Here is a 22,993-nt window from a genome sequence, read left to right on the forward strand (position 1 = left end):
CAAAGCCGCACCCCGCCGATCCGCCAAGACGGTGGTGTCGATGCTGTACGTCTACGGTGGCCGCGGCACCGGCCTGGTGTGGACGGTGGCCCTGATCCATCAACTCGGAATCAGCGATTACGGGCTGTACAGCCTGGGCTTCGCGCTCATGTCGGTGCTCGGCCAGACCCTGAGCAATCCCTACGTGGTGCGCGCGGTGCGCGAACCGGAGGAGGACTTCGTCCGCGAGCGCGCGGGCCGCTACCTGCTCGGCCTCGCGCTGATGGTGCTAGGCCAGGTCTTCCTGCCGCTGAACTACGTCGCCTGGTTCGGCATCACCGTGTCCGGTGGCGAGCTGATCGTCGGTGCGTACAAAGCGCGCGCGATGCGCCAGGGCGACCCGCACGTGACGTCGAGAATCGACACCAGCAGGCAGGTCGGCAGCGTGGTGGCCGGTTGCGCCTACCTGTTCGGCGCGTCGTTGGTGGGTCTGCATCCGACGCTGCTGGGTGCGAGCATCGCGTACTGCGTGCCCTACGTGGTGATCGCGGTGCTGGCGGTGGGCACGGCGCGTGGTCACCGACCCCAGCTGCCGGGTCCGCCGCGGACCATTCTGGTGCTCGCCGGTGAAATGCTCGGCACGTCAGCCTTTCTCGCCGGCGACGTGCTGCTGCTCGGCTGGCTCACCGATACCACGGTCGTCGGCTACTACAACCTGACGTGGGTGGTCGCGTCCGCGATCTGCTACGTGGGTCAGGCGTTCGGCACCACTTATGCGCAGTCGCTGCGGGACAGTGGCGGAGACCTGTCGACCGGCCCGCCGCTGAAGTACACCGTGGCGATCGGTGCGGGTGGCGGGCTGCTGGTGCTGATCGCCGGAATCGTTCTGCTTTTCTCGCCCGCGCCGAACCAACTGGCCGTCGCGATGATCATCATGTCGGCGTACTGCGCGTTCCGCACGGTGATCATGGTCTTCCAGTTCGTGCTCTATGCCCAACGTCGCGACGTGGTTCGGATGACGGCGGTGATCGGTCTGGTGCCGGTCAAGTTCGGGCTGTTGGCGGTGCTGGCGCCCCTCGGGGCGGTCGGCGCGGCGATCACGACCTCGGTCAGCGACTCGGTGCTGCTGGTCATCTTCGTGGTGGCGATCTATGGAAAGGGACGGCATGGCAGGCGGCCGGCCAAAGACGAAAGTGACGTTTCTGCTGTCGAAAGACCCGGTGACGGAGCGGGCGGGTGACGTCGAGCTGGGACAGTTGCTCATGCAGCTGGCCTCCGACGAGTTCGAGGTGTCCGGGCTGTGCCTCTCCGCGCAGGCGGGCAGGGCCACACTGCCCGGCGGCGTTCCGCTGATCCGGCTGCCGAAGCCGAAGATCCGACCGGCTCGGCTGCTGGCCGATTCGATTCGTAAGCGACGCAGCCTGGTTCACGTGCGGTTCGACACCGACGACCTGGTCGCCGCTGTCGACGCGTGCGACGCCGACGTTTTCGTGGCGGAACACAGCTACATGGCCGAATCCTTCCTGCGCAGCGCCAAATTCGGGCGTGCCCGCCTGGTCGTCAACACCAACATCTCCGAGGCGCTGGTATGGCGGGCCAGCCGCGGCCTGCTGGGCCGCATCGAGGCGCCGAGGCTGCGCCGCGACGAGATCCGCATCGCCAGGGCCGCCGACGCGGTCGGCACCTACGACGCGCCGGAAGCCGAGTTCTACCGCGCCAACGGGGTTTCCGGCGCGCGTTGGCTCGACGTGTCCCTGCCGCCGGCGCGGCAGGTCGACGTGGCGAGTACGCCACGCCGGCTGGTCTTCATGGGTTTGCGTGACTGGCCGCCGAACCAGGAGGCGTTTCTGCACGCGCTGGCGTTGTGGCCACGGATCGCCGCGGGGATCCCGGGTGCCGAGCTCTGCGTCATCGGCAAGAAGAAGCCGGGCGCGCCCGATCCGGTTTACCCCGACGGCGTGCGCGACCTGGGCTTCGTCGAGGACCTTGCCGAGTTCCTGGGCACCTGCCGCGCCCTGGTGGCTCCCATCAAGACGGGCGGGGGCGTGCGGGTGAAGATACTCGACGCGATCAGGATGGGCCTGCCGGTGGTGGGCACCACCGCCGCGATCGGCGACCTGGGCGCCATGTACGGACTCCAAACCCATGACGACGACGACGGTTTCGTCGCACAGTGCCGACGCTACCTTCTGGACCAGCCCGCCGCCGTGGCCGACGGCGACCGGCTCTACGACGTCAACCGGCAACGCTGGGAACAGCGCCGGCCGCACCGCGCGGTCGCGGCCCTGCTGCGTGCCGAGACCGTCGCGGCCTGAACCGCACTCAGGTGAACGTCACCTTGACACCGATCCACGGTGTCCAGGTGATGTAGCCGTGTTCGAAATCCATTCGGGCGCTGCCGTTGTCGGTGTACTTGTCGCTGACGGCAAGCCCGAGCTCGGGCACCCAGGCCTGCGCCATCAAGCCGTCGAGCCAGCGCGCCCCGGTGGCCTGCGACCACCACATCCGCACACCGTTGTCGAAACTCTGCGTGCCGTTCTCGAACGGTGAGGTGGGGACCAGCCTTCTGGACACCGCGATCTGGGCGATCGGGTTCGGCGAGGCGATGAACGAGTTCTGTTTCGGTGTCTCGAACAACGTGCTGACCGTGCGGATCTGGGCCCACACCTTGGGCGTCAGCGGAAACACCGGGCTGAGCACCTCGCCCCATTCCGGGTTGGTCTGGCCGGCGAACCGGGTGTATGCCCACGACTTGCCCGGGGCGAACAGCATGATCTGCTGGGCGAGTTTGGGGGTCCAGTTGGTGCGGTACACGCCGAACGTGTCCTGGACATTGGCGCTGCCGGTCTGCCGATCGCGGGTGGTGTAGATCAGCAGCGGCCCGGCGTAGGGCAGTTCCTGCCAGGTCGTGAGGATGTCCTTGACGAACGCGGCCTGCTCGGACTCGCTGACCTTCGACGTCGGCTGGCCGTACTCGGTGCCCCAGATCTTCTTGCCGCTGTCGCCGTTGGCGACCATCACCTGCCGCATCGCGATCAATTGGTTCACCGGCGAATTCGCCACCGGAACACCCTCGGAGAACTTCAACGAATAGTGGTAGGGGTGAAACGACACCGCGTCGAAGAAGTTCTTCGCGCCCGCGTCATACATCTCCTCCAGGAACCGGACCGGGTTGATCGTCAAGCTGCCGAAATCCACGACGGCCCCGAGCACGCCGCCGATGACGGTCGCCGAGGGGTCGACCGCCTTGATCCTGGGATAGGCCGCCTTGAGCAGGTCGGTGTAGCCCGCGGGGTCCGGGGCCGGCGTGTAGAAGGTCACCGCGTTCGGTTCGTTCCAGATCTCGTAGGCCGAGATCTTTCCGGCGTAGCGCTCGGCGACCTTGGCAACGAAGTCGCCGTAAACCTCGGGGGAGGCGGGCCTTCCGCTGAGCGGGTGCCCGCCGGGCCCGACCGCCCACGCCGGGGTGGAGTTGATGAAGCCCATCACCGGAATGTCCTTGGCGACCGCGGCGTCGACGACCTTGTCGACATTGCGCCAATCGAGCCTGCCCTGAACCGGTTCCACGCCCGCCCAGGGGATCATCAGCCGAACCGTCTTCGCTTTGGTCAGCGCCCACTTGGTGGCGGCCTGAGCGAGGTCCGCCTGCGACATCCCGTACGAGTCGGCGTCGGCGAAACCGATGGTCGTCGGCAGCGGGTTGATGGACGCGGCCTGCGCCACGACGACGCGCCTCGGTTCACGCGGCGCTTGCAGCACGGCCAGGACGGCGACGCAACACAGCGCGCTGGCGATCGCGATCGCGACCGTGACGAAGGTGCGGGGCTTGCGGTAGCGCGGCGCGCGTCGCACGAGTGGCTCTCCAGATCTGGTCGCGATCCCGGCGGATTCGATCTTGATATGCCGTCAGTCTCCGGCACAGCCGTCGGAATCGCAGGTATGTCGTAAACGGGCGTGTCGCACCGGCTGTCGCGGAGACTCGCAGAAGTTCGCGACTGCGCAGATTCAGCGAAGTTTGGTGAGTTCGCCGCCGGGAGCGGCCAATTCGTGTGACGGGGACACACCGCTGCGCGGCCCGTGGCGGGTCTGGTCGACGTAGACCAAGAACGCCAACAGGATCGAGAAGGTCAGCGTCATCTGCGGCATGTCGACAACCGACTGCTGCAGGTTGGCCGACACCACCGCGATACCGACGAACACACCGCCATAGACGGCGTGGGGCAGCGACGGCGAGCGCAGCGCGCGGTAGGCCACCACGCAGCCGATGACCAGGACGGCGACGAAGGCCAACCCGGTGATGATCCCGCCGCGGTAGATCGTCAACAGCGGCGCGTTGGAGACGTAGTTGAGGGACTGGGCCAGCTGGCCGCTGCGGAATTCGGGCCGGTCCCACCCGAGTCCGAACAGCCAGTGACCCGACATGCGATGCGGGAACTCGGCGATGGAGTCCGCGCGGGCCTCCCGACCGGTGTCCTCGTCGGCGAACGTGGAGAGGATGCGGTCGCGGATCATCGGGGTCAGCAGGGCGGCCGCGGCGCCGACGCCGATCAGCCCGATCGCGATCTGGCGATCGCGGGCGCGCATGCTGTGGAAGAGCAGCACCAGCAGCAGTCCGACCGCGACGGAGAAGATCATGCTGCGGCTCAGCGTGAGTAACAGCGCGACCACGATGACGGTCGACATCACGGCCCGGCGCCAGCCGGTGAACAGGACGAGGCAGATGATCAACGCGGTCGCCAGGGCCAGCCCGGCGCTGTTGGGCAGCACCCAGGTTCCGCCGAGCCGAAGCGTCTTGCCGATCGTGCCACCCTCGTTGGAGTAGACGTACAGCGCGGTCTGTTGGCGCAGCTCGGCGCCGACGCCATAGCCGAAGATCTGCAGCGGTTTCAGCAGGCGCTGCTGCTGGTCCACCGTCGCCATGAGAATCCCCACGAACGCGTTGACGGACGCGGCGTAGACGAATATCCGGCCGAACCGGGCGAGGTTCTCACGTGACAGTCTCAGCAACGCTATTGCGAAGGCTGTGGCGATGCCCCACTTTGCATACAGCAACACCGCCGGAAGGGTGACCCCGGTGCCGACAACCGATATTGCCGACACCACCAGCAACGTCAATATGGCGATTTCGAGGGTGCTGAGTCGAGTTCGCTGGGACGGATGAATTATGGCCGCGAGCACCGCTCCGGCTGCGAACAGCAGGTATAGCGGAATATGTACGCCGGGGAAGTATCCGAACGGTAATCCGCCGATCACCGCCGCGGTGCCCCAGAATAGCCACAGCGGATGACGCAAGCCGATGTAAACCCCGATGATCAGGCCAAGAAGGCCGATCACCGCGTATGTGACGAGCGTGCCGTGCCCGAAGGCCACCCACGCCACAAGGGGGCAGACTCCGATCGCCGCAAGGGCTAGCATGGATTTGCCGATCAGGTCCTGGCGGGGCATCACGGAGACCATGGTGACAGCTTCGCCGGCTGGATACCAGCCAGCCCCCTCAGGTGCAACGGCGCGGACGATGCGAGCTACCGCTACTCTGGGCTTGTTTGAACTTTTGTTTGCGGCGCGCTTTTGAAAGGGTCCATCTTGGAAATCATGGAATACCTGCGCATTTTCCGCAGGTACTGGTGGCTGATCGTGGCCCTGACCATCGTCGGAGCCGCCGGCGGCTACGCGACCACACTTTTACTGACACCCGAATATCAATCGACCGCGCGCCTGTTCGTAGCAACGCAAAATGGAACTTCGGTCACCGAGGCGTACCAGAACAACCTGTTCTCCCAGGAACGTGTCTACTCGTACGCCGACCTGGCCTCCAGCGAACAAGTTGCCGCACGCGCGGTGGACCAGTTGAAGGCGCCGATCTCGGCCGAGGAGTTGCGCGCGAAGGTCACCGCGCTGCCCGGCGAGAAGACCGTGCTGCTCGACGTGAGCGTCACCGACTCCGACCCCACCCAGGCGCAGACCTATACCAACGCGGTGGCTGACCAACTGGTCGGCCTGGTCAGCGAGCTGGAGACGTCGCGCCGGGGCGGAAGCCCCGCCGCGGGCCTGGTCGTGGTCGACGAGGCCAGCTACCCGACGGCGCCGACGGGCCTCGGGGTGCTCACCATGATCGCGCTGGGCGCGTTCATCGGCCTCGTGGTCGGCATCGTCGTCGCGGTGCTGGCGGGCATCATCGACAAACGGTTGCGCGGCCGTGATTCGGTCGAGGGAGCCGTCGGCACCCATCTGCTTGGCTCGCTGCCATCGGAGCCGACGCGGGCCACGACCACCGTCGTCGATCTCGACGGCAACGGGCTCTACGCCGAGCGGGTGCGCGAACTGCGCACCAACCTGCGGTTCGCCGTGCCGCCCGGTAGCGGCGTCCCGCCGCGCCGTATCGCGGTGACCAGCCCGTCCACCGCCGACGGTCGGACCACGGTCGCCATCGACCTGGCCGCCGCGCTGGCCGAGTCGGGCCGTGCGGTCATCGTCGTCGACGGTGACCTGCGCGGCGCGGACCTGGCCGACCGGCTGGGCCTGGACGATCAGCGGCGCGCCCGCGCCATGAACCGCGGGGTGAGCACAGTGATCGCCGGGGAGCACGCGCTGCCCGAGGCGGTGATCGGCGAAATCCCGGTGGGCGCGCACGCCATCGCGCTGCTGCCCGCCGGCCCCAAGGCGTCGCGGCCCGGCGAGATGTGGGCCAACGACCGCGCCGCCGCGATGTTCGAGGAGCTCGCCCGCAACTTCGACTACATCGTCGTCGACACGCCGCCGTTGGAGCGCTGCGCCGACGGCGCCAACATCGGCGCGCTGTGTGACGGCGCGGTGCTGCTGGCGCGCATCGGGTCCACCACCGGCTCGGCACTGCGCCGCGCGATCCAGGCGCTCGAGACCGCCAACGTCGCGCTGATCGGCACCGTGGCGACGTTCGAGCGCGTCGGGGGCCGCCTCCGACGCCAGCACGACAGGCAGGTCCAGCGCGACGCCCAAGGTTCGGCGCAGGCCCGCTCGGCCGGACGTGACCGCGGGGCGGGTGCGCGCTCCGCGGACACCGACACCGTGGCGACCCAGAAGGGTCAGCTCGTCGGGTCCGGTGACTCGCGACGCGCCAACGGCGACGCCGCGATCAACGCAGGCGGCCGGTCTCGGCACGGAGGCAGCGGCTAGTGGGCTTGCGGCTTGTGGTGGCCGCCGTCGGCGTGGTGTCGGTCCTGGCCGGCTGTGCGCCGAGCCCGCCGCAGCCGCCGGCCGACTACAACCGGCCGTCGCGCACGCTGACGCCTCCGTTCGTCGGGGCCACGGAGCTGCCGCCGCCGGACATGACCGATGACGGCCCCGGATCGCTGGTGGAGGTCAAACCCCTGGCCCCCAACGACTACTTCACCGACGCCGGTGTGACGGCCGTTCGGGTGGTGTACCGCTCGACCACCAATGCCGGTCAACCGGTCGACGTGTCCGGTGTGGTCGCGGTTCCGGCGGGCAAGGCTCCCGACGGCGGATGGCCGATCATCGCGTTCGGGCACTCGCTGACCGGCGTGACGGAGAACTGTGCGCCGTCGCTGGCCAGGGGGCTCGGCGGCTACGCGTCCGCGATGACGGTGATGCTCAACCGCGGCTACATGGTGATGATGCCCGACTTTCAGGGGCTGGGCGTACCCGGTCGCCCGCACGCCCCGTTGGACTGGGTCGCGTTGGGCAACAACATGATCGACGGGGTGCGGGCGGCGCGACGGGTCCTTCCCGACGCCAGCGCGAACTGGGGGGCGTACGGCAGCGGCCAGGGCGGCCTGGCGGCGTGGGCCTCGGCCATTCGAGCCGTCGACTACGGCGGGGGTCTCAACCTCGTCGGCGCGGTGGCGCTCTCGCCGTACGCCGATCTCTCCCCGCTGGTCGACGTCGCAGTGACCGGCCACCTCAGCCAGAACCAGTACCGGCTGCTCATGGTGCTACTGCAGAGCCTGTCGCAGGAACTGCCCAGCCTCGACCTGGACGCCTACCGCTCGGGTCTGGCCGGCGACCATTGGGACGAACTCACCTCGTGTGCGCCCGTGGATCCCGCCGAGGCGCAGCGGGTGGCGTCGCAATTGAGCCCGGACGACCTGCGGCCGCGCGACGATGCCGCCGCCGCGGCGCTGCGCGACGCGCTGAGCGCCCTGGCGCTGCCGGGTGCCTCACCGGCACCGGCCGCGCCCGTGCTGGTGGTCTACGGCACCGACGATCCGTTGGTGCCACAGGCCGGCGTCGCGCTCGCGGTGAAAGAGGCTTGTGCCAAAGGCGATCCGATCGTGGTGAATCGACGTATCGGTGACACCACGACCACCAACGAACAGATCATCCAGTCGTCGCTGCAGTGGCTCAGGGCACGCTTTGACGGACAACGGCCCGCCGACCTGTGTGTGGGGGCGCCATGAGGCCACCCGCCAACGTGCCCCGGATACGCGACTACCTGAGGCTGCTCGTCAGCGGCTGGATCGTGCTGTTGTGCGCGACGGCCTTGTCGGCCGGAGCCGGGTGGCTCGCGTGGCAGAGCACCCCGCCGACATACACCTCCACGGCGAGGGTCTTCGCCGTGACACCCGGCGGCGCCACCACGGTGGACGCCTACCACGGCCACCTGAACTCGCTCTCGCGAAACGTCACCACCCAGCATCTGGCCCGCAGCCGGCAGGTGACCGTGCGCACCATCCAGCAGTTGGATCTGAACACCAGCCCGGCCGAGCTCGCTTCCCGGATCACGGTGGTGGGTAAGAACTCCGCGCTGTTGGAGGTGATCGTGGCGGGCAGCGACCCCGAGGTGACCCGGCAGACCGCCGACGCCGTCACCCGCAACCTCGTCGCACTGACCAAGGAGATGGCCGCGGTCGACACCGGCAGCGCCGAACTCGTCGTCGTCGACGCCGCCCAGCCGGCGGTCAGACAGGGCTCGATGTGGCAGTTCGTCCTCGCCGCAGGCGCGTTGGGGTTCGTGCTCAGCGCCGTGCTGGTGCTGGCGTACGGACTGCTCAGGGACCGCATGCACGGCAGCAGGCAACTCGACCATGTCGTCGACGAGGCGATCGCGGGACAACAGCGATGACCCGCGCGCGCAGCACCATCGCGGGCTTTGCGCTCGCCTGCCTCGTCGTCGCGACCGGCGCCGTCGTAACCGGTTGCGCCGACGACACTTCCGCGCAGCCGCCGTCGGCGATGACCGGCATGCACCTCGACGCGGACTACAGCGGTGCCGGCCAAGAGCCGGGGGCGCTGTCGGAGGCCACCTCCTTACCGACCATCGACCGCAGGCTGCGCGCGGTGGCCTCGACGGCCGCGCGCATCGAGTACACGTCGACCTCCGGCATCACCGGCGGTCTCACCCGACTCAGCGGCAGCGTGTTCGCCCCGAAAGGCCAACCGCCCGAAGGGGGTTGGCCGATCGTGGCCTACGCGCACGCCACCACCGGCATCGAGTCCGGCTGCGCGCCGTCGCTCTCGCCGACACTGCTCGGCACGTCGAACGTGGTGACCGCGCTCGTCAAGGCCGGATTCGTCGTCACGGTGCCGGACTATCAGGGTCTGGGTATCGACAACGGTGGTGACGACGGCTATCACCCCTACCTCGATTCCACCACGGCCGGCTACAACGTGATCGACTCGGTGAGGGCCGCCCGCCATTTGATACCCGAGGCCTCCGAACGCTGGGCGGCGATCGGGGTCTCCCAAGGCGGGCAGGCCACCTGGGCTGCCAACGAACTGGCAGCAGGCTACGGCACCGGCCTGGCGCTGCTGGGCACGGTGAGCGTGTCACCGGCGGCCGACATCAGCGGTTTCGCCGATGCGGCGGCTACCGGGCAGCTGAGCACCGAACAGATACCCGCGCTGGTCGCCATCCTCGAAACCCTGCACCGGGCACATCCGGAGTTCGGGCTCGACGACTATCGACGAGGGCTCGTGAAAGACAACTGGGACACGTTGATCGCGTGCGACGGGCCCGAGGTGGCCGGGCGAAATGCGTTGACCCCGCAGTTGTCGGGTGCCGATCTTGCGCCGAGCACACCGCAGGCGGTCGACACGCTACGCGCGCATCTGCAGCGCATGAGCCTGCCCCAGCGCCCGGCGACCGCTCCGATGCTGGTTCTCTTCGGCGGTGAGGACGCGTTGGTGCCGCAGGAGTGGACCGACCGCGCGCTGCGGGCGGCGTGCGGGATGGGCGACGTGATCGACATTCAGCTGCAACCGGACAAGGGGCACGCCGCCATCGACGTCTCCTCGGCGTTCGGCTGGGTCAACGCGCGGTTCCGCGGGGAGCCGGCACCCGACAGCTGCCTCGGTCTGGCGCCGCTGGGGGCTTCGCAGTGACGGTCAAGCCGCGGGATACCGCAGGCCGGTCGTCGTCGAAGCCGGCGCCCCGCACCACCGGGCGCATCATCGGCCTGGACGGGGCACGGGGACTGTCGGCCGTCGGCGTCGCGGTCATGCACGTCGCGGGCAACTTCTCGCCGAACACCGCGGCCCAAACGAAGATCGGGATCGTCGGCATGAGCCTGATCTTCTTCTTCGTGCTCAGCGGCTTTCTGTTGTTCCTGCCCTATGTGCGGCGCCTGACCGAAGACGCCGCGGTGGCGATGGCGCCCAGCGCACGCAACTTCGCGATCCACCGATTCGCCCGCATCGTGCCCGGCTACCTGGTCATCTTCCTGCTGTGCAACTACGTCTTCGGCGTGGTGTACGTCGCGAACCCGACCGAACATGCCCTCGGCACCGACGCGGGTACCGGCACCATCACCGATCCCTGGCAGCTGCTGGCCAACCTGACCCTGGTGCAGACCTATATCCCCGAATACGTCTTCACCGGCCTGAACCCGTCGTGGTCGCTGACGCTGGAGTTCGCGTTCTACACTTCCCTGCCGCTGGCGGCCGTGGTGTTGTTCGCGATGCGACGCCGGACCTCGGCGCGCCCGCTGTTGTTGGCCGCGAGCCTGCCGGTGCTGTTCATCGCCATCGGCTTCATCGGAAAGCTGTTGCTGCCCTTGGTGAGCAACTACTTCGGGGTGACCGACCCCGAGATGATGCAGTGGGGCCCGAACTGGGTTTCGGTGTATCTGCGGAGTTTCCTGGTCAACGCCGACAACTTCGCGTTCGGCATGCTGGCCGCCGTCGTCGTGGTCGCCATCGAGCGCGGCACGGTGCGGGAGTCGGCGGCCCGGCGGCTACGGCCGGTGTCGGCGCTGGCGCTTCCGGTCGTGCTGGCCGTGTCGCTGGCGCTGATCGCGCTGGGCAACATGTTCGGAACCAGCGGAATGGCCATCGCCTCGGCCCTGGTGATCCTGGTGATCGTGGCCCCGCTGTCGTGTGGTCAGCGCTCGCGGATCGGCGAGGGCCTGGAACTGGCCCCGTTTTTGTTCGTCGGAAAGGTGTCGTTGTCGCTGTACCTGCTGCACTTCCCGACCATGTTGATGCTGCACCGGTTCGGGCTGCTGGCAGGCGACTCACTGGGCGGCATGTGCCTGAACATCGTTGTGGTGCTTGCGGTTACGCTGGCCGTATCCGCCGTCACCTACTACACCGTGGAGAAGCCCGCGATGAACATCGCCCGACGTTACCGGTACAGGTGGCGCTGATGGGCCGACTGCGGGTCGGGCTCGCCGTCGCGGCGGCGGTCGTTCTGGTCGCCGGGGTGGTGGCGTGGGCGGTCGGCACCCACGTCTTCGACCGCGGCGCCGCGTCGGCTGCGCGCTCGGACGCCGAGCCGATCCCGACCGCGCATCTCGGCGGGTCGCAACCCGGTGATCTGGTCAGCGCCATGACGATGCCGGGGCTCAGCCGCAGCAAGGTGGGCGGCGAGTTCAACGCCGCCCGCGTGGTGTACCACTCCACCAACGGCGACACCGGTGAGCCGACCGTCGTCTCCGGATCGGTCTACACCCCCAAAGGCACAGCGCCACAAGGTGGCTGGCCGGTGGTGGCGTTCGGGCACGGTACGACGGGGATCGACGAGCCCTGTGCGCCGTCGCTGTCCGACTCGTTGCTCGGCATGTCCTCGATGGTGGTCGGGCTGGTCCGCAAGGGCTACGCCGTCGCGTTCGCCGACTACCAGGGGCTCGGCGCGCCGGGGGTACATCCCTATCTCGACGCCAAGACCGCGGGGCTCAACATCATCGACTCGGTGCGCGCACTGCGCCACACCTTCGACGACATCTCGCCCAAATGGGCCGCGCTGGGCGGGTCGCAGGGCGGCGGCGCCGTGTGGGCGGCGGGGGAGCAGGCGGGCGGCTACGCCCCCGAACTCGAGCTGGTCGGGGTGGTCGCGATGGTGCCGGCCGTCGACGTCACCGGCCTCGTGGACAAGGCGCAGGCCCACACGTTGACCTATTACCAACGGCCGGCGTTTCAGTCGGTGGTGGAGACGCTGGCGCGGCTGCACCCCGACCTCAACCGCGACGACTTCCGCAGCGGTGCGGCCGCCGAGTACTGGGAGGTGTTGTCGTCGTGTTCGGGCGCGAAGGGACTGGACCGCAAGGAGGCCGCGGAGGCGCTTGCGCCCGGCGACCTGGCGCCGAAGACGCCGCAGGCCGCCGACCGGCTGCGCGAGCTGCTGAGCCAGTGGGCACTGCCGCAGCAGCCGCTCACGGCACCGTTGTCGGTGTCGTACGGCGGCCGGGACGAGTACATCGACGCCCAGTGGATCACCGACGCGATCGCGCGGGCCTGCGCGCTCGGCGGCCCGGTCGTGTGGGACCTCCAGCCGCAAGCGGGACATGGAAACGTGGACATCAGCTCCCAATACGCGTGGCTGACAGACAGATTCGCGGGAAAGCCGGTGGCAGATGAGTGCAGCACTTCCATCCCCGGTAACTGACGGCGACTGGCCGCTGTGGCGGCGGCTGCTGACCGAGACCAAATGCGTCGTGCTGCGCATGCTCGCCCCGAAGGGAATCGACGTCACGGCTCCCGAGCGGGGCTATCTGATCGTGCCCGTACTGGGCCAGTCCAACGCGTTCGGCATGGGCCGTGGCCTGGACCTGACCGGCCCGGACCGTCCGCATCCGCGGGTCCACCAATGGGCGATGTGCGGACCGGCCAAGGGTAAGGCCGTGCTCGCCGTGGAACCGCTCATTCACGAGATCCCCGGCAAGGGCGTGGGCTTCGGGCTGACATTCGCCAAACACCTGGCCGACGAGACGGGGCGCACGGTGCTTCTCATCCCGGGTGCGCGCGGCGACACGTCGTTCACCCCGAAGAACGGATACACCTGGGATCCCGCCGACACCCACACCCGGGTCAATCTTTACCGCCGGGCCGTGGCCGCCATCGACAAGGCGCTGACGACACATCCGGGCAGCGAAGTGGCGGCAGTCCTGTGGCACCAGGGCGAAACCGACGTCCCGCTGACCACCGCGCCGGTCTATCAGGCCAAGCTCGACTCCCTGATCGAGGACCTGCGCAATCGGTACGGCACGGATCTGCCCGTGCTGCTGGGCGGAATGGCGCCCGAGGAAATGGAACTGAGCGGCCGCGATTATTCGAAGATCCACGCCGTCCACGTCGACACACCCGAGCGGATCCCGGGCACGGCATTCATCCCGGGACCGCGCGATTCGGTCAACTCCGAGACCGACCGGCACTACAACGGCGCGGGCTTGCGGCGGATGGGTCACGACATGTGGAACGAATACCGCCGGATGCGCGCCGCCCAGCTGGCGCGCTATGCCTCCGGCTGAAAAGACACCGGCGCCGGCGCCTTGGGATGCCAGGGATAGAGCCGTTCCGCCGTGATCGCGGCGGTCCCCGAAATGTCTCGGATTTCGCTGCTTGAGATGCGCCGTTTTGGGTACATAGGGATTTGCCGGCTTCGCGAAGTCGCCGTAGCGCGACACTCGCCGTTGACCAGCCAATTCTCCATATGGGTAGCGGAGCCGGGCAAACTTTGACATAGTGAATGCGCGATCGCGCTTCGTCGGGGGGCCGATAGCCGTCAGCAAATCTTAGGAGGAACGCCTAGCCGTGTTCGTGGCTGAAGAGGCTTACACCCCCGCGAAGCCTCGCTTGACGAAGATCGGTACCGCGCCCGGCGCGCCCTGGCAGCAGTCCTACCGCCTTGCGCTGATCGTCACCGACGTCCTCGTCGTCGCGCTCTCCCTGGTCGCCGCCCAGTTCGTCCGGCTCGGCGCACCCGACGCGATGTCCGACGGGGCGTACTTCCCCGTCTTCTCCTACTACTCCCTGCTGTCGATCGTCGTCGCCGCGACGTGGCTGGCCTTGCTGGCCGCCTACCGCACCCGCTCATCCCGGATCGTCGGCGCCGGGGTGGAGGAGTACCGGCGGGTGTTCTCCGCGACACTGGCAACCGTCGGAGTGATCGCCGTCGGGCTGATGATCTTGCGCCCGGAGTACGCCCGTGGCTACCTCGCTGTCGCGCTTCCGCTCGGCCTGCTCGCGCTGTTGCTCAGCCGCAGCCTGTGTAGGCGGATCCTGGCCAGGAAACGGCGCCAGGGCAAGTGTGTGCAGAACGTGATCGCGGTCGGCGACGCGCGCGCGGTGCGCAGCCTGGTGCAGTCGCTCACGCGCGGGTGGACCTACGGATACGCGGTGGTCGGGGTGTGCCTGACGGGCCGCGCGGGCGGCGGCACTCTGGACGTGCCCGGCGTCGGCGCGCTGCCGGTGTTCGGCGACGAACACCATGTGCACGACGCGATCCTGAAGACCGACGCCGACACCGTGGCGTTGACCACCACCGACCATTTCGGCCCTGAAGGGGTGCGCGAGTTGTCCTGGGACATGGACAAACTCGGCGTCGACCTCGTGGTCTCACCAGGTGTCGTCGATGTCGCGGGTCCTCGCCTGAGCATGCGTCCGGTGGCCGGGCTGCCGTTGATCCACGTCGAGAAGCCGCAGTACAGCGGAACCAAGAAACTGCAGAAACGGGCCTTCGACGTCTGTGTGTCGCTTACGGTGCTGACCTGTGCGCTGCCCGTGATGCTGCTGGCCGCGCTGGCCATCAAACTGACCAGCAACGGCCCGGTGATCTACCGCTCCGAGCGGATCGGCCTGGACGGGCGGCCGTTCCAGATGCTCAAGTTCCGCACCATGGTCGAGGGCGCCGATCAGGAACTCGAGCGGTTGCTGGACATCAACGAGAGCGTCGGAGGCGTGCTGTTCAAGATCCGGGAGGATCCCCGCGTCACCAAGGTGGGCAAGTTCCTGCGGCGCTACAGCATCGACGAGCTGCCCCAGTTCATCAACGTGCTACGCCGCGACATGAGCGTGGTGGGACCGCGGCCGCCGTTGCGCCGGGAGGTCGACACCTACAACGACCAGGTCCGCCGCCGGCTGCTGGTGCTGCCTGGCATCACCGGGCTGTGGCAGGTCAGCGGACGCTCGGATCTGTCCTGGGAGGACTCGGTGCGGCTGGATCTGTCCTACGTGGAGAACTGGTCGATCACCAACGACCTGTTGATCGCGGCCAAGACCATCCGCACGGTCGCGGCGGGCTCCGGCGCGTACTGACCGACCACCCGCCCGCCCGCCAGCTATCCGCACAGCGAAACCGTCTCGCCTGGCGGTCGCGGCGGCCAGCAACGAATTAAAAGGTCAAAAGACACACAATTACAAATGCCAACGCGGCGCCCCGCCGCAAAAGTGTTCGCGGTGCGCAATGAGTCGGCCCGGGACGCGGCGAACACGTTCCAAGTCGTCGGCGTGAACCGCACCGATGTTCGCTGAATACGATGGTGCCGCGCCGGGCCCGACACCTCTCGCCTAGGTTGAAGTGTCGCGCGGTGGGCGCACGACCTGAGCAGGAGACCTATGCCGAGCCAACGCAGCGGCGCGACGCGCAAAGCGGTGCTGGTCGTCGCCGTCGCGCTGGTGGCCGTCGTCCTCGGTGCGCTGGTCATCGTGCCGTTACGACCGATCGCCACCATGCTCGCGATCCGAGGTCTGAACCAGTTCCCGTCCTCCGGCGGACCTCCGGTGCTGATCGAGTCGGCCGATACCTCCGGCACCGGTCCCGGATCGCTGGTGTCGGCCACCACGATGCCCGGCGTCACCCGCACCGTGGAGGGCCGACGACTGCGCGCGGCCCGAGTGGTCTACCGGTCAACCTCCGGCGACACCGGGGAGGCGACAGTGGTGTCCGGTTCGGTGTTCACTCCGCTGGACGACGCCCCGGACGGCGGATGGCCGGTGGTGGCGTTCGGTCACGGCACGCTGGGCATCGATCCCCACTGCGCGCCGTCGCTGTCGCCGTCCCTGCTGAACCTCGTCAAGGTGGTCCGGGTGCTCACCCAGCAGGGCTACGCAGTCGCGCTGCCCGACTACCAAGGTCTCGGGGTGAAGGGCGTCCACCCTTATTCGGACGCCCGCACGGCGGGGCTCAACATGATCGACGCGGTGCGGGCCCTGCGCCACACGTTCGATGGCGTGTCGGACAACTGGGCGGCGCTGGGCGACTCTCAGGGCGGCGCCGCATCGTGGGCCGCCGACGAACAGGCGCGGGCTTACGCGCCGGAACTGCATCTGGTCGGGGCCGTCGCGTCATCCCCCGCCGCCGACATCTCCGGAATCGTGTCGAAGGCCGAGCAGGGCACCCTGACCGTCGAGCAGCGGCCCGTCATGCAGGCGGTGATCGAATCGCTGGCGCGGCTGCATCCCGACCTCGACCGTGACGACTACCGGCGTTTCGAGGCCACGCGGCACTGGGACCAGCTGTCGGACTGCACCGAAGAGGGCGCCTACGCCCGCGCGGCGGCGATCCAACGGATCGGGCCGCGGGAGTTCACCCCGAAGACTCCGCAGGCCGCCGACCGGCTGCGGCGCCTGCTCGAAGACTGGGCGCTACCCCAAAAGCCGTTGTCCGCGCCGCTTTACGTCTTCTACGGCGGGAAGGACCCGTTCATCGACGCCGAATGGACCAGGTCCGCGATCGAAGAAGCATGCGCACTCGGTGGGGTGGTGTCGATCGAGTTCGATCCCGAAGCAGGCCACAATCCCGCCGATGCCATCCAGATGCTCGACTGGATCGACGACCGGTTCGCAGGAAGGCCCGCGCCCAATGACTGCTGAGCGGGTTCCGCTCGACGAGGCGGCGCTGCGCGTCGACGTGCTCGGCACATCGCGGCCGTGGCGCCGCATCGACGTGGTGGCCGAAACCGGCTCGACCAACGCCGACCTGATCGCCCGCGCGGGCCGCGGTGAGGCCGTCGACGGCGCCGTGCTGATCGCCGAGAACCAGACCGCCGGCCGCGGCAGGCAGGGGCGAAGCTGGTCGGCGGTGCCGTACGCGCAGATCACGATGTCCGTCGGCGTCGACGCCGCCTCGGTGCCCAGCCAGGCCTGGGGGTGGCTGCCGCTGGCCACCGGCGTCGCGATCGTCGACGCGGTCGCCGACACCGGCGTGCGGGCCGGCCTGAAGTGGCCCAACGACGTGCTCGCCGGCGGCGGCAAGCTGGCGGGCATCCTCGCCGAGGTCGCCGCGGCCCGCCGCGAGGTGGTGATCGGGCTGGGGCTCAACGTCTCGCTGCGCGGCTCCGAGATCAGGGTGCCCGGTGTCACCTCGCTCGTCGAGCTCGGGGTGCCCGCGCCGGACCGTCACGGGCTGACCCGCCGCCTCCTGCACGAACTGGGCCGTCGCGTCGAGGCGTGGCGACGTTCCGGCGGCGTCGACCCCGGCCTGATCGCCGACTACCGCGCCCGCAGCCTGACCCTCGGAATGACCGTGCGGGCGATTCTGCCGGGGGGCCGCGAGATCGTCGGCGTCGCCCGCGACATCGACGATGAGGGCCGGCTCGACATCGACGCCGACGGGCACCCGGCGAAGGTGTCCGCGGGCGACATCGTGCACCTACGCCCGGCCCGGCCTTAAGGTCTTCGTCATGGGATATCCGGACAACGTGCTGGCCACCGACGAGCACGTGGTGCTGCACCGCCATCCGCACTGGAAGCGGCTGATCGGGCCGATCCTGATCCTGCTGGTGGCCACCGCGCTGGCGGCGTTCGGCGCGGGTTACGTCAACCAGACCGGATGGGACCCCACCGCCAGAAACGTTGTGCTGATCGTCATCGGAGCCGTCTGGCTGGTGATCGTCGGATGGCTGACGCTTTGGCCGTTCCTCAATTGGTGGACAACGCATTTCGTCATCACCGACCGGCGCGTGATGTTCCGCCACGGCGTGTTGACGCGGTCGGGCATCGACATCCCGCTGGCGCGGATCAACAGCGTGGAGTTCCGGCACGGGCTGTCCGACCGGATGCTGCGCACCGGCACGCTGATCATCGAGTCAGCGTCGCAGGATCCGCTCGAGTTCAACGACATTCCGAAGGTGGAACGGGTGCACTCGCTGCTGTATCACGAAGTCTTCGACACGCTGGGCTCGGAGGAATCGCCGAGCTGATCCAGCCGCCGGGCGCGCCGGTTGGGGCGGCGCAAGGGGGTGACGGTGCCGGTGCCGGTGGCGGAGCCATTGACAGAACCAGGGCCAGAACCATTGACAGAACCATTGACAGAACCATTGACAGAACCAGGGCCAGCACCATGGCCGCGCACGTGTTCGACGTGGTCCTCCAGCGCCTCTGCGATACCGCCGTCGGTGAGGGTGGACTCGAGGGCCTTGTCGGGGTTGCGCCCGAACTCGTCGGGGAAGACCCAGCGTCGGAACGCCCAGAACCGGAACGCCATCTGCAGCAGGTTGCCGATGATGTAGGCGGAGATGAAGTCGGCGATGTTCTCGACGGTCAGGCTGACCTCGGGCACCCGCAGCATCAGCACGTAACTGGAGAACCACAGCGGCGCCATGCTCAGCACCACTCCGACGCCGCTGACCCCGAAGAACATCAGCGCCTCGTGGTGGCGTTCTCGGCCGCCCCGGTCGCGGAAGCTCCATTCGCGGTTGAGGATGTAGGACGCGATCACCGCGACGATGCCCGCGATGATCTTCGCCGTGACGGGTTTGGGCTCCAGCACGGTCAGCTTGAGCGTGTAGAACACCGCCGAGTCGATGACGAATGTGGTCGCGCCCACAATCGCGAACTTGATCAGTTCGTGATGCCGTTCCAGGTACGGGCGGATCGGGCGGGGCAGCCGCTCGATCGTGGCATCGGTAAAGGACACAAAAGGGCAGTTTACGGAATCCCGCTACTGACGCGTAGCCGTGCTGGTGAGCGACGGTAAGGCAGGCGAGGTGGCCGGCCGGGGCCATGACACCATAAGGGCGTGTCGCGAACCTCGAGCGGGCCCCCGGTGGTGACCATGATCGGCGGCGGGCAACTGGCCAGGATGACCCATCAGGCCGCGATCGCGCTGGGGCAGACGCTACGGGTGCTGGCGGCCGCCGCTGACGACCCCGCCGCGCAGGTCAGCCCGGATGTGGTGATCGGCGCGCACACCGACCTCGATGCGCTGCGTCGTGCGGCCGCCGGCGCCGACGTGCTGACCTTCGACCACGAGCACGTGCCGACCGAGCTGTTGGAGAAGCTGGTGGCCGACGGTGTGAACGTGGCACCGCCGCCGTCGGCGCTGATCCACGCGCAGGACAAACTGGTGATGCGCCGGCGATTGGAGGCGCTGGACGCGCCCGTGCCGAGGTTCACGGCCGTCACCGAGCCCGCCGACGTCGACGCGTTCGCCACCCGTGTCGGTGGCCGGCTCGTGGTCAAGACCGCGCGCGGCGGATACGACGGCCGTGGAGTGACATTGGCGCGCGACGTCGCCGATGCGCGCGACGCCGCGCAACGGCACCTGGCCGCCGGGGCGGCGGTGCTCGTCGAGGAAAGGGTCGAGATGCGGCGCGAGCTGGCCGCGCTGGTGGCGCGCTCCCCGTTCGGGCAGGGTGCGGCGTGGCCGGTGGCGCAGACCGTGCAACGCGACGGCATCTGCGTCGAGGCGATTGCACCCGCACCGAACCTCGATGATGAACTCACAAGCGCCGCAACGCAATTGGGTCTTCGGCTGGCCGAGGAACTCGGTGTGGTCGGGGTGCTGGCGGTCGAACTGTTCGAGACGGTCGACGGCAGGCTGTTGGTCAACGAACTCGCGATGCGCCCGCACAACTCGGGGCACTGGACGATGGACGGTGCCGTCACCGGTCAGTTCGAGCAACACCTGCGCGCGGTGCTCGACTATCCGCTCGGCGATACCGCCCCTACAGCGCCGGTCACCGTGATGGCCAATGTGCTTGGTGCACAACAGGTGCCGGAGATGAGCATGGACGAGCGGCTGCATCACCTGTTCGCGCGGATGCCCAACGCCAAGGTGCACCTCTACGGAAAAGCGGAGCGGCCGGGCCGAAAGATCGGCCATGTCAACATCATCGGTGCGCCCGAAGGCTCGGCCGACGACGCCGCGTACGTCGCCGAGGTGCGGGAACGCGCGGCGAGGGCGGCGCACTGGATGTCGCATGCGGAATGGACGGACGGATGGGACCCACATGACGGGCGATGAGCAGACGAGGTCGACCCCCGCACCGCGGGTGGGGGTGATCATGGGCAGCGACAGCGACTGGCCCGTGATGCAGGAGGCGGCCGAGGCGCTGGCCGAGTTCGACATCCCGTTCGAGGTCGGCGTCGTCTCCGCGCACCGCACCCCGGCCCGCATGCTCGATTACGCGCAGAGCGCGGCGGGCCGCGGCATCGAGGTGATCATCGCCGGTGCCGGGGGAGCGGCGCATCTGCCCGGCATGGTGGCCTCGGCGACGTCGTTGCCGGTGATCGGGGTGCCGGTGCCGCTGGCCAAGCTGGACGGCCTTGACTCGCTGCTGTCGATCGTGCAGATGCCCGCGGGCGTGCCGGTGGCCACCGTGTCGATCGGCGGCGCCCGCAACGCGGGGTTGCTGGCGGTGCGGATCCTGGGTGCATCCGATGCCAGGCTGCGCGAGCGCGTCGAACGGTTCCAGGCGCAGTTGCACGACAGCGTGCTGCAGAAGGACGCAGCGCTGCGCGAGCGCCTCCTCGGGCAGTAGGCTGCATCCCGATGTCACGTGAATTCGCACGGTACCGGGCCATTGGGCACCGGATCGTCACCGGCTTCCTACAGCCCGAGGTGCTGTTGCTGCTCGACGTCTTGAACTCGGCGCAGCGGGCCAAGCAGGTCTCGGGCGCGGTCGCCGAAATCGGCGTGCACCACGGCAGGCTGTTCATCGGGTTGCGGTTGCTGCAGCGCCCCGGCGAGAAGGCCGTCGCGATCGACATCTTCGGCGACCAGGAGCTGAACGTCGACGGGTCGGGGCACGGTGACCTGCAGAAGTTTCTCAGCAACGTGAACCTGTGGTCGTCGATGGACGACGTCGTGATCCACCAGGGTGATTCGACGAAACTTCTGCCGGAGCGCCTGCGCGAGTTGGCGGGCGGCGACATCCGGCTCTTCAGCGTCGACGGCGGCCACACCGCGGAGATCGTGTTCTCCGACATGAAACTCGCCGAGGCCACGCTCGCCGACGGCGGCATCGTCATCGCCGACGACGTCTTCAACCAGCAGTGGCCGGGCGTGGCGGTCGGCACGCTGCGCTATCTGGAACAGGGCGCCAAGCTGGTTCCGTTCCTGATCGGGTTCAACAAGGTCTTCTTCGCCCAGCCCGACTACTGCCGGCTGTATCGGGCCGAGGTGGAGTCCGCCGTCAGCGGCAAGCTGCGGCTGGCGACCGGCGAATCGGTGTTCGCCGGGCACGACGTGGCTCTGGTGGCGCCGCAGGGCGCGGTCGACCTGCTGCGACGCAGCGCGGCCATCCGGTCGCTCTATCACCGCACGTACCGTGAAATGGTGCGCGGCCTGCAGGTCGTCTCGGGCCGGGGCCGCTGAACGTCACACCGGCGCGGCGCGGATAAAGTTACCGGCGAGTAGCAAGGAGTTCTCGATGGCGATCGGCAATCCGTCTTTCGACGCTTTCAAGCTGTCCGACGAGCACAGCGAGCTGCGGTCGGTGCTTCGTGACCTGTGTGAGAAGGAGATCGCGCCGCACGCCGCGGACGTCGACGAGAAGGCGCGCTACACCGATGAGGCGCTGGCGGCGCTGACCGGTGCGGGAATGGCGGCGATCCACATCCCCGAGGAGTACGGCGGGCAGGGCGGTGACTCGGTGGCCGCGTGCATCGTCATCGAAGAGGTGGCGCGGGTGTGCGCGTCGTCGTCGCTGATCCCGATCTGCAACAAGCTGGGCACGATGGGCTTGTTGTTACGCGGCAGCGAGGAACTCAAGAAGCAGGTGCTGCCGTCGATCGCCTCCGGTGAGGCCGTGGCGTCGTATGCGCTGTCCGAGCGGGAGGCCGGCAGTGATGCGGCGTCGATGCGCACCCGCGCGCGCCGTGACGGCGACGAGTGGGTGCTCAACGGCGCCAAGTGCTGGATCTCCAACGGGGGCCAGTCGACGTGGTACACGGTGATGGCGGTGACCGATCCGGACAAGGGCGCCAACGGCATCTCGGCGTTCATCGTGCACAAGGACGACCCGGGATTCACCGTCGGCGCCAAGGAAAAGAAGATGGGCATCAAGGGATCGCCCACCACCGAACTGTATTTCGAGGACTGCCGCATTCCGGCCGACCGCATCATCGGCGAGGAGGGCACCGGTTTCAAGACCGCGTTGGCCACGCTGGATCACACCCGCCCGACCATCGGGGCGCAGGCCGTCGGCATCGCCCAGGGAGCGCTGGACGCCTCGATCGGATATGTCAAGGAGCGCAAGCAGTTCGGCAAGCGGATCGCCGACTTCCAGGCGGTGCAGTTCATGCTGGCCGACATGGCGATGAAGGTCGAAGCCGCCCGGCTGATGGTCTACACCGCGGCGGCGCGCGCCGAACGTAACGAACCCGACCTCGGGTTCATCTCCTCGGCGTCGAAGTGCTTTGCCTCCGACGTGGCGATGGAGGTCACCACCAACGCGGTCCAGTTGTTCGGCGGCTACGGCTACACCACCGACTTCCCCGTGGAACGGTTCATGCGCGACGCCAAGATCACCCAGATCTACGAGGGCACCAACCAGATTCAACGTGTGGTGATGTCGCGCGCCCTGCTGAAATAACCCCCCGCGAGCAGACGGCAAAACCCCCTAAACTGCGGGAAACA

General features: G+C 68.3%; 20 protein-coding genes. 17 read left to right on the plus strand and 3 right to left on the minus strand.

Annotation, left to right across the window (positions count from 1 at the left end):
• Positions 1-40: 40 nt before the first annotated feature.
• On the plus strand, positions 41-1,219 hold the full coding sequence (locus MELE44368_RS14405) for a lipopolysaccharide biosynthesis protein (RefSeq protein ID WP_128109114.1): 1,179 nt from the start codon (positions 41-43) through the stop codon (positions 1,217-1,219).
• Positions 1,146-2,294, plus strand: coding sequence for a glycosyltransferase (locus tag MELE44368_RS14410; RefSeq protein ID WP_128109115.1), 1,149 nt, complete (start codon positions 1,146-1,148; stop codon positions 2,292-2,294). Before MELE44368_RS14405 ends, MELE44368_RS14410 begins: the two co-directional genes overlap by 74 nt.
• A gap of 7 nt (positions 2,295-2,301) precedes the next feature.
• Here the strand turns inward: MELE44368_RS14410 and MELE44368_RS14415 are convergent, their stop codons facing one another.
• Both MELE44368_RS14415 and MELE44368_RS14420 read right to left on the minus strand, forming a co-directional pair.
• Positions 2,302-3,831 carry a cellulase family glycosylhydrolase gene (locus MELE44368_RS14415; protein WP_241566628.1) on the minus strand — a complete coding sequence of 510 codons (1,530 nt, stop codon included), beginning with the start codon at positions 3,829-3,831 and terminating at the stop codon, positions 2,302-2,304.
• Between the two features lie 153 nt (positions 3,832-3,984).
• A complete protein-coding gene (locus MELE44368_RS14420) occupies positions 3,985-5,436 on the minus strand; it encodes an O-antigen ligase family protein (protein ID WP_128109116.1) in 1,452 nt (483 codons plus the stop codon).
• Positions 5,437-5,571: 135 nt separating this feature from the next.
• Between MELE44368_RS14420 and MELE44368_RS14425 the strand changes: the two genes are divergently transcribed.
• From MELE44368_RS14425 to MELE44368_RS14475, 11 genes are all read left to right on the plus strand, one after another.
• The gene (locus MELE44368_RS14425) at positions 5,572-7,131 is read left to right on the plus strand and encodes a tyrosine-protein kinase domain-containing protein (RefSeq protein ID WP_241566629.1); all 1,560 of its coding nucleotides are present in this window, start codon (positions 5,572-5,574) and stop codon (positions 7,129-7,131) included.
• Entirely contained in the window at positions 7,131-8,375 is a 1,245-nt protein-coding gene (locus MELE44368_RS14430; RefSeq protein ID WP_128109118.1) for a lipase family protein, read from the plus strand. The genes MELE44368_RS14425 and MELE44368_RS14430 overlap by 1 nt, the downstream gene beginning before the upstream one ends.
• Complete coding sequence (locus tag MELE44368_RS14435) at positions 8,372-9,040, plus strand: YveK family protein (protein WP_128109119.1); 669 nt, start codon at positions 8,372-8,374, stop codon at positions 9,038-9,040. The genes MELE44368_RS14430 and MELE44368_RS14435 overlap by 4 nt, the downstream gene beginning before the upstream one ends.
• Positions 9,037-10,299 (plus strand): alpha/beta fold hydrolase, encoded by a 1,263-nt coding sequence (locus tag MELE44368_RS14440; protein WP_241566630.1) that lies wholly within the window; start codon positions 9,037-9,039, stop codon positions 10,297-10,299. The genes MELE44368_RS14435 and MELE44368_RS14440 overlap by 4 nt, the downstream gene beginning before the upstream one ends.
• Positions 10,296-11,561 carry an acyltransferase family protein gene (locus tag MELE44368_RS14445; RefSeq protein ID WP_128109120.1) on the plus strand — a complete coding sequence of 422 codons (1,266 nt, stop codon included), beginning with the start codon at positions 10,296-10,298 and terminating at the stop codon, positions 11,559-11,561. Before MELE44368_RS14440 ends, MELE44368_RS14445 begins: the two co-directional genes overlap by 4 nt.
• Entirely contained in the window at positions 11,561-12,799 is a 1,239-nt protein-coding gene (locus tag MELE44368_RS14450) for a lipase family protein (RefSeq protein ID WP_128109121.1), read from the plus strand. Before MELE44368_RS14445 ends, MELE44368_RS14450 begins: the two co-directional genes overlap by 1 nt.
• A complete protein-coding gene (locus MELE44368_RS14455) occupies positions 12,768-13,661 on the plus strand; it encodes a sialate O-acetylesterase (protein WP_128109122.1) in 894 nt (297 codons plus the stop codon). Before MELE44368_RS14450 ends, MELE44368_RS14455 begins: the two co-directional genes overlap by 32 nt.
• Positions 13,662-13,986: 325 nt before the next feature.
• Complete coding sequence (locus MELE44368_RS14460) at positions 13,987-15,447, plus strand: sugar transferase (protein WP_128109123.1); 1,461 nt, start codon at positions 13,987-13,989, stop codon at positions 15,445-15,447.
• A 300-nt stretch (positions 15,448-15,747) separates the two neighbouring features.
• Entirely contained in the window at positions 15,748-17,004 is a 1,257-nt protein-coding gene (locus tag MELE44368_RS14465) for a lipase family protein (protein WP_128109124.1), read from the plus strand.
• On the plus strand, positions 16,994-17,803 hold the full coding sequence (locus MELE44368_RS14470; protein ID WP_128109125.1) for a biotin--[acetyl-CoA-carboxylase] ligase: 810 nt from the start codon (positions 16,994-16,996) through the stop codon (positions 17,801-17,803). Before MELE44368_RS14465 ends, MELE44368_RS14470 begins: the two co-directional genes overlap by 11 nt.
• A gap of 10 nt (positions 17,804-17,813) precedes the next feature.
• Positions 17,814-18,332 (plus strand): PH domain-containing protein, encoded by a 519-nt coding sequence (locus MELE44368_RS14475; protein ID WP_128109126.1) that lies wholly within the window; start codon positions 17,814-17,816, stop codon positions 18,330-18,332.
• On the opposite strand, the gene MELE44368_RS14480 is transcribed toward MELE44368_RS14475, so the two are convergent.
• Positions 18,287-19,048 carry a GtrA family protein gene (locus MELE44368_RS14480; protein WP_128109127.1) on the minus strand — a complete coding sequence of 254 codons (762 nt, stop codon included), beginning with the start codon at positions 19,046-19,048 and terminating at the stop codon, positions 18,287-18,289. The genes MELE44368_RS14475 and MELE44368_RS14480 overlap by 46 nt on opposite strands.
• A gap of 138 nt (positions 19,049-19,186) precedes the next feature.
• On the opposite strand from MELE44368_RS14480, the gene MELE44368_RS14485 reads away from it, so the two are divergent.
• Genes MELE44368_RS14485 through MELE44368_RS14500 form a run of 4 tightly spaced genes read left to right on the plus strand, consistent with a single transcriptional unit; the run spans position 19,187 to position 22,949 of the window.
• Positions 19,187-20,377 carry a 5-(carboxyamino)imidazole ribonucleotide synthase gene (locus MELE44368_RS14485; protein ID WP_241566634.1) on the plus strand — a complete coding sequence of 397 codons (1,191 nt, stop codon included), beginning with the start codon at positions 19,187-19,189 and terminating at the stop codon, positions 20,375-20,377.
• Positions 20,364-20,894: a 5-(carboxyamino)imidazole ribonucleotide mutase gene (gene purE / locus MELE44368_RS14490; protein WP_128109128.1), complete on the plus strand. Its 531-nt coding sequence runs from the start codon at positions 20,364-20,366 to the stop codon at positions 20,892-20,894. The genes MELE44368_RS14485 and purE overlap by 14 nt, the downstream gene beginning before the upstream one ends.
• A gap of 11 nt (positions 20,895-20,905) precedes the next feature.
• Positions 20,906-21,730: a class I SAM-dependent methyltransferase gene (locus MELE44368_RS14495; RefSeq protein ID WP_128109129.1), complete on the plus strand. Its 825-nt coding sequence runs from the start codon at positions 20,906-20,908 to the stop codon at positions 21,728-21,730.
• Between the two features lie 55 nt (positions 21,731-21,785).
• On the plus strand, positions 21,786-22,949 hold the full coding sequence (locus MELE44368_RS14500) for an acyl-CoA dehydrogenase (protein WP_128109130.1): 1,164 nt from the start codon (positions 21,786-21,788) through the stop codon (positions 22,947-22,949).
• The last annotated feature ends 44 nt before the right edge of the window (positions 22,950-22,993 follow it).

Origin of the sequence: Mycolicibacterium elephantis DSM 44368, from assembly GCF_004014805.1 — a bacterium.
In the GTDB taxonomy this organism is placed as follows: domain Bacteria; phylum Actinomycetota; class Actinomycetes; order Mycobacteriales; family Mycobacteriaceae; genus Mycobacterium; species Mycobacterium elephantis.

Excerpts from the sequence above, each read along its gene's own strand:
- MELE44368_RS14405 (WP_128109114.1), top strand. The coding sequence starts at position 41 with ATGCTGTACGTCTACGGTGGCCGCGGCACCGGCCTGGTGTGGACGGTG.
- MELE44368_RS14410 (WP_128109115.1), top strand. The coding sequence starts at position 1,146 with ATGGCAGGCGGCCGGCCAAAGACGAAAGTGACGTTTCTGCTGTCGAAA.
- MELE44368_RS14420 (WP_128109116.1), bottom strand. The coding sequence starts at position 5,436 with ATGGTCTCCGTGATGCCCCGCCAGGACCTGATCGGCAAATCCATGCTA.
- MELE44368_RS14425 (WP_241566629.1), top strand. The coding sequence starts at position 5,572 with ATGGAATACCTGCGCATTTTCCGCAGGTACTGGTGGCTGATCGTGGCC.
- MELE44368_RS14435 (WP_128109119.1), top strand. The coding sequence starts at position 8,372 with ATGAGGCCACCCGCCAACGTGCCCCGGATACGCGACTACCTGAGGCTG.
- MELE44368_RS14440 (WP_241566630.1), top strand. The coding sequence starts at position 9,037 with ATGACCCGCGCGCGCAGCACCATCGCGGGCTTTGCGCTCGCCTGCCTC.
- MELE44368_RS14450 (WP_128109121.1), top strand. The coding sequence starts at position 11,561 with ATGGGCCGACTGCGGGTCGGGCTCGCCGTCGCGGCGGCGGTCGTTCTG.
- MELE44368_RS14455 (WP_128109122.1), top strand. The coding sequence starts at position 12,768 with ATGAGTGCAGCACTTCCATCCCCGGTAACTGACGGCGACTGGCCGCTG.
- MELE44368_RS14465 (WP_128109124.1), top strand. The coding sequence starts at position 15,748 with ATGCCGAGCCAACGCAGCGGCGCGACGCGCAAAGCGGTGCTGGTCGTC.
- MELE44368_RS14470 (WP_128109125.1), top strand. The coding sequence starts at position 16,994 with ATGACTGCTGAGCGGGTTCCGCTCGACGAGGCGGCGCTGCGCGTCGAC.
- MELE44368_RS14475 (WP_128109126.1), top strand. The coding sequence starts at position 17,814 with ATGGGATATCCGGACAACGTGCTGGCCACCGACGAGCACGTGGTGCTG.
- MELE44368_RS14485 (WP_241566634.1), top strand. The coding sequence starts at position 19,187 with ATGATCGGCGGCGGGCAACTGGCCAGGATGACCCATCAGGCCGCGATC.
- purE (WP_128109128.1), top strand. The coding sequence starts at position 20,364 with ATGACGGGCGATGAGCAGACGAGGTCGACCCCCGCACCGCGGGTGGGG.
- MELE44368_RS14495 (WP_128109129.1), top strand. The coding sequence starts at position 20,906 with ATGTCACGTGAATTCGCACGGTACCGGGCCATTGGGCACCGGATCGTC.
- MELE44368_RS14500 (WP_128109130.1), top strand. The coding sequence starts at position 21,786 with ATGGCGATCGGCAATCCGTCTTTCGACGCTTTCAAGCTGTCCGACGAG.